General features: G+C 59.0%; 4 protein-coding genes. All 4 read right to left on the bottom strand.

Annotated features, from left to right (window positions below; translation table 11 throughout):
* Positions 1 to 264 precede the first annotated feature (264 nt).
* Complete coding sequence (locus CCR96_RS00185; protein ID WP_201215023.1) at positions 265 to 903, bottom strand: Fic/DOC family protein; 639 nt, start codon at positions 901 to 903, stop codon at positions 265 to 267.
* The gene (locus tag CCR96_RS00180) at positions 900 to 2,492 is read right to left on the bottom strand and encodes a restriction endonuclease subunit S (RefSeq protein ID WP_201215022.1); all 1,593 of its coding nucleotides are present in this window, start codon (positions 2,490 to 2,492) and stop codon (positions 900 to 902) included. The genes CCR96_RS00185 and CCR96_RS00180 overlap by 4 nt, the downstream gene beginning before the upstream one ends.
* Complete coding sequence (locus CCR96_RS00175; protein ID WP_201215021.1) at positions 2,493 to 5,261, bottom strand: type I restriction endonuclease subunit R; 2,769 nt, start codon at positions 5,259 to 5,261, stop codon at positions 2,493 to 2,495.
* A 69-nt stretch (positions 5,262 to 5,330) separates the two neighbouring features.
* A partial coding sequence (locus CCR96_RS00170) for an N-6 DNA methylase (RefSeq protein ID WP_201215020.1) occupies positions 5,331 to 5,616 on the bottom strand: 286 nt, incomplete at its 5' end.

Here is a 5,616-nt window from a genome sequence, read left to right as displayed (position 1 = left end):
GCCATTCAATTATTAATAGGGTCGAATTATAACTTTTCAAGGTTAAGCTGTTGTTTTGAAAAAGCTTACTGAAAGAATGCTCGTCAGGTTACTGAAAAATAAAAAAATATTATTTAGTCACAAGTCTTATGAAAAAGCGCACCCTCTCCCAAACCAATCCTTATCTACGCGATCCCGTGCGTGCCCGGCGTGACCTCGTACGCTCGGTCGCCACCTCGACGGCCATCGAGACCGGAGAGGATGCGGCAGAGATCGAGCTGCGCATCATGGCAGGTTACCGACCCGCGAGGCACGTAGAACTGGCAGAACCCATCGCGTCATCGGACCTGGATCAGTAAGACCGGCGCGGACGGCTTCAAAGTAGGCGTCTCTGTTCGCATCCCAGGCACTAAAATCGAGACTCGGCCAGCCAGCTTGCAGGGCCATCAGGATCGCGAGCAGCCTTGCGATACGGCCGTTTCCCTCCCTGAACGGGTGAATCAGGATCAGCTCGATGTGGACGGTTGCAATCGCTTCCGCCAACTGTTGCTCCCGCAAACCTTGGCAGGGTGTGTACAAGCGCAGAATATCGCGCTCCAGCAGCGCCATCAGGCGCGGAATCTGTGCGCTGGCCGCAAATGGGAATCCGTCCTTCGACAGATTGAGGGTGCGATATTTCCCAGCCCATGCGTAGACTTCGCCGAGCCACCGATGATGCCATGCGCACAAGTCTGCTCCAGAAAAGACCTGATCCACGGCAACCTCCTCAACGAGGGCGTCTTGGAGACGGATCAGTAGATCCAACTCGATCTCGCTCATCACCGCGGGGTTCGTGACACCAAGCAAGTTGGCGAGGACAAGGCCATTAGAGCCAGGCTCAAAATCAGCTTCTGGATTGCCGCTGGTGTCGTAGCGGTCGCTCATGCGGCGGTCTTCCGTGAGCGTTTGTCAGGTTTGGCCCGGGCAGCCTTCTCGGCCTTGATGCGCGCTAGCAGCGCCGAGGCCGGCTCGTCGTTTGGGTCCTGGGGGACGAGTTGGCCAGAGAAGGCCTTTTTTAGGATGGATTGGCGCAGGGCTTCCGATTGCTGAATGGCGTGATTAATCTCTACGAGAAGTCGTCCTGACTCTTGCCAAACCGATTGCACTTTTTCCACAATCAGGTCTTGTTCAGCTGGAGAGCAAACTGGAACAGGAATCGACTTGATGTCACTACCAGAGACACCAGACTGTCCGGCCGTTGTGCGAATACGCTTTTCGATGTGCTCACGTGAAATGCTGCAGTTGACGGCCATCTCAAGGTAGTCGGGCCTAATAATCGGAACAGCAAGTCTCGCCTGGATGAGCTTATCTGGAAAAAGATGGTCACCGTTACCTCGATAAAGCGCGCTTACTCCAACGTAGGCGCGTGAGCCATTGTAGCGAGTGAAGAGCAGATCTCCCGCATTGAGAAAGTAGTCACCGAAGATTCCATCTTCGTTATCAATCAGCCTTATGTCATCGAGTGCGCATTCCATAGGGCGAACGGCACTTATCCTTAGAATTTTTGAGCCGGCCGCTCCTTCGGGCTTCTTGGAAATACCGTTTCGAATGCTTGCGCAGAGGGCACCAAAACGCAACACAAGCCAATCTTTAGGAAATACTGGAAACTCACCGTTTTCAACAGGATCTATAGCGATGGGCTTTGCCGGCTTCTTCGGTTTGGATTGACCGCTGTTCTTGGATTGCCAATCTTCAAAGTTACGCTTCCAAGCCAGTGTTGCGTCATCATGCGATTGCTTCCTCTGCGCCCGCAGCCTCGACAGCAGGTCTTCAGCAGAAAGTACTGCCTCTGGATTCTCAACCCTCCATTGCGCGGTGAGCTTGCCCTCGAAGGCCTGCTTGAGCACGGCTTGGCGGTAAACCTTGAGCTGCTCGCGCGCGGTTTCAAGGCTCTCGATACCTTTATCCAGCTCGGAGAACAGCGCTTCGATCTTGGCGACGATGCGGCGTTGTTCTGCGATTGGTGGTAAGGGAACTTCAATAGTCAAATAGTTCGCAAATTTTAGATTTCGGAGGTTGTTGCTTCCAGCCTGATATGCATTGATTTGGCCTGATTGATAGAAACACACAAGATAAAGCTGCAAATATGCGGAGTTAATATTCGGCTCAGGACGAAATAGGCGGAAAAAATTAGTACAGATCTTTGGCTCTTCAGGATTCGTTGATAGGACAGTTTCATCGATCAGCGCAGTACGGCCAACCGGTTGTTCTGGACCTCCACCCGATACTTCGACAAGAATGTCTCCAATCTGCAGTTTTCTCTTGATTAAGCTGTCTTTCTTTATGCGACGGAGAGCCGCCGATGCTCCTTTATTCTGAGTCCAGCCTCTTAGCTCAGAGGCCCTGATGCAGCGGGCAGTAACGTAATTTTCATCCACGTATTCAAACGCTTTACCCCAGTCCCCGCCGATTGTTAACGTAGCCAGATCTTCAAGCTTGCAAGAAGTCCAGGCACCGGGCAAATCTCGATACACTTAGGCCACCAACTCCCGATTCATCTCCTCAATCACCGCATCCATCTCCTCGCCAAACAACTGCCACATCCGCCCGAGTCCGCCGGCATCGTCGAACGGCGTCATCTCCAGGTCGTCGCGCTCCATCCGAAACGAGGTCATCATGTGATCGCGGATCATCCGTAGCCAGTCCATCTGCTCGTCGCTGAACTTGTCGCCGGCGCCGCTGTGGCGCTCGAAGATCCAGCGCTTGAAGTTGCGCTGAACCGTCTCGGAGAAGGACCTGAGCTTGGTATCCAGCCCGGTGACGCGACGGATCAGGCCGACCAGCGCGGTGAGTTCCGAGAGCGGATCAGTGGGCTTGACCTCGTCGAGCAGCGCATAGGCCTGCCATACCCGCAGCGGCGCCAGGATCGGCCGATCGGCGCGCAGGCGCTCGGACAGCTCCTGGATCATCGCATGGCTGACCTCGGCGCGGCGCGCGGGCTGGCTAAAGTAGATGCTCAGCGCCTCGATCTGGTCGCGGTGCTCGCTGAGGTACTGCTCGAAGTCCTGGCGCAATTGCTCGGCGTTCTCGCTCGCGTCGCCCGACCACTCGGCGCGGGTGAGCTCATCCAGGTTGTCGTGATCGATGGTCTGCTCCTTGTCGCGGCGGATGCCGTCGAGCAGCTCGATGAGCGGGCCGGTGAAGACCTCGGCGGCCTCGCCCACCAGCTCGTTGCGCGCCTGCTCGCGTTGGGCGTCGCTGGGATTGTCGTTGGGGTCGACGATCTGCCGGGCGCGCGCCTCGATCCGATCCGGGTCGATGGCCTGGACCAGGGCGCGGACGATATCGCTGAGGCTGCTGCCCTTGGCCTGCTGCTGGATGCGCTGCTTGTCCTTGTCGTCCAGTTGCTTGTCGAGTCGGGCCAGGCGGCCGGCCAAGGAGGAGACGGTCTCCTCGTCGCGCACACCCATCATGACGCCGGTGGCCAACGCCTTGAGCGACACCGAGGGTTTGCTGATCAGCGGTCGGCTGGCGGTCTTCAGCGACTGGGTGACACCAACGGCATCGATGATGACGAAGTGGGTCTTGGCGGTCTTGGCCGAGGGCGTGACCTTGCGCAGGCCGTCGAGGTCGAGGGTGCGGGTGCCGCGGCCCTTCATCTGCTCGAAGTAGTTGCGGCTGCGCACATCGCGCATGAACAGCAGGCATTCCAGCGGGCGCACGTCGGTGCCGGTGGCGATCATGTCGACGGTCACCGCGATGCGTGGATGATAGTCGTTGCGGAACTGGGCCAGCACCGACTTGGGGTCTTCGTCGACCTTGTAGGTGACCTTCTTGCAGAACGGGTTGCCCTGGCCGAATTCCTCGCGGGCGATCTGGATGATGTCGTCGGCGTGGCTGTCGGCCTTGGCGAAGATCAGCGTCTTCGGCACCTCGTCGCGACCTGGGAAGATCAGCGGCAACCGCTCGCGAAAGGTGCGCAGGACGGTGCGGATCTGGTCCGGATTGACCACATCGCGGTCGAGCTGCTTGGCCGAGTAGGTCTCATCCTCGTCCTGCTGCTCCCAGCGGCGGCGTCGCGTCAGGCGCTCGCGCTTTTCGATCGGCTGCTCGGCCTTGAGCGTGCCGCCCTGGGTGCCGATGCGGGTCTCGATCTCGTAGACCTCATAGCCGACGTTGACACCGTCAGCGACGGCCTGCTCGTGCGGATACTCGCTGACGACGTTCTTGTGAAAGAAGCCGTAGGTGCGGGCGTCGGGTGTGGCGCTGAGCCCGATCAGATAGGCGTCGAAGTACTCGATGACCTGCCGCCAGAGGTTGTAGATGGAACGGTGGCACTCGTCGATGATGATGAAATCGAAGGTCTCGGGCGGAATCCGGGCGTTGTAGACCACCGGCAGCGGGGTCTTGGGCCGTAGCCGCTGCTCGGCCGGGTTGGTCTCCTCAGCGGCCTGGTCCAAGGGCTCGCCCTTGAGCATCGCATAGAGGCGCTGGATGGTGCAGATGCAGACCTGGGCATCGGGCGCCAGATGCGACGAGGTCAGTCGTTGGACGTTGTAGAGCTCGGTGAAGGTGCGGTTGTCGTCGTTTGGCAGGTAGGCGATGAATTCCTGCTCGGCCTGCTCGCCGAGATTCTTGGTGTCGACCAAGAACAGGATGCGCTTGGCGTCGGCGTGCTTGAGCAACCGGTAGACGCTGGTGATGGCGGTATAGGTCTTGCCAGATCCGGTGGCCATCTGCGCCAGGGCGCGGGGATGGTCGGCCTTGAACGAGGCCTCCAGGTTCTCGATGGCGATGATCTGGCAGCCGCGCAGCCCCGCGGGGTCCAGTGGCGGCAGAGTGCGCAGGCGGCGGCGCAAGGAATCGCGCCGGGACAGCTGCTCGGCCAAGGTCTCGGGGCGATGGACGGAGAATAGCTCGCGCGAGCGCGGCGCTGGATCGCGGCCGTCGGTGAAGTGGGTCATGACGCCGGTGCACTCATAGACGAACGGCAGCGCGGCCCTGTCCTCAAACCATTTGAGCTTGGCGTGGGCATAACCAGCGGACTGCTCTTCGACAGTCGTGATCCTGTGCCCCCAGGATTCGGGCTTAGCCTCGATGACACCGACCGGCTTGCGGTCAACGAACAGCACATAGTCGGCCGGCCCCAGGTCCGTCTGGTATTCGCGCACCGCGATGCCACGACCGGCGCTGAAGTCGATTGCATGGGCGTTCTGAACCCTCCAACCGGCGGCCTGCAGTTGGCGGTCGATCTGTTGTCGCGCCTGATCCTCTGGCTTCAGTGCGGGCTTGCTGTCATTCATTCCGGTTCTCATGCTGGCCGGTCTTTCGCAGAGCAGCTTGGTGATCGATAACCCTTTCTTGATCAGCAGTCACCAAGTCCAAGGGTCCGGGCTGGCTACCCGATTTTCGAGGAAGATCACATTGGCCTTGACGCCTTGGGCGTAGAAGATGCCGGTCGGCAGGCGCAGGATGGTATGCAGCTCCGTGCTCTCGAGCAGGCCCTCGTAGATGCCACCTTTGACATCAGCGCCCATCGTCACCCAGCTGGTGCTGTCGACCATGTCGATCAGCCGATACAGCTTCGCCGGGTCCTGGATCTTGTTCTGCGCCTTGGTGAAGATCTGCCCTAGCATGCCGGTGCTGCTGCCGAGCCTG

The sequence above is a fragment of the Halochromatium roseum genome, from assembly GCF_016653315.1.
GTDB classification, from domain to species: domain Bacteria; phylum Pseudomonadota; class Gammaproteobacteria; order Chromatiales; family Chromatiaceae; genus Lamprobacter; species Lamprobacter roseus.
The sequence above is the reverse complement of the archived record's forward strand: the minus strand, read 5'-3'. Positions and strand labels throughout refer to the sequence as shown.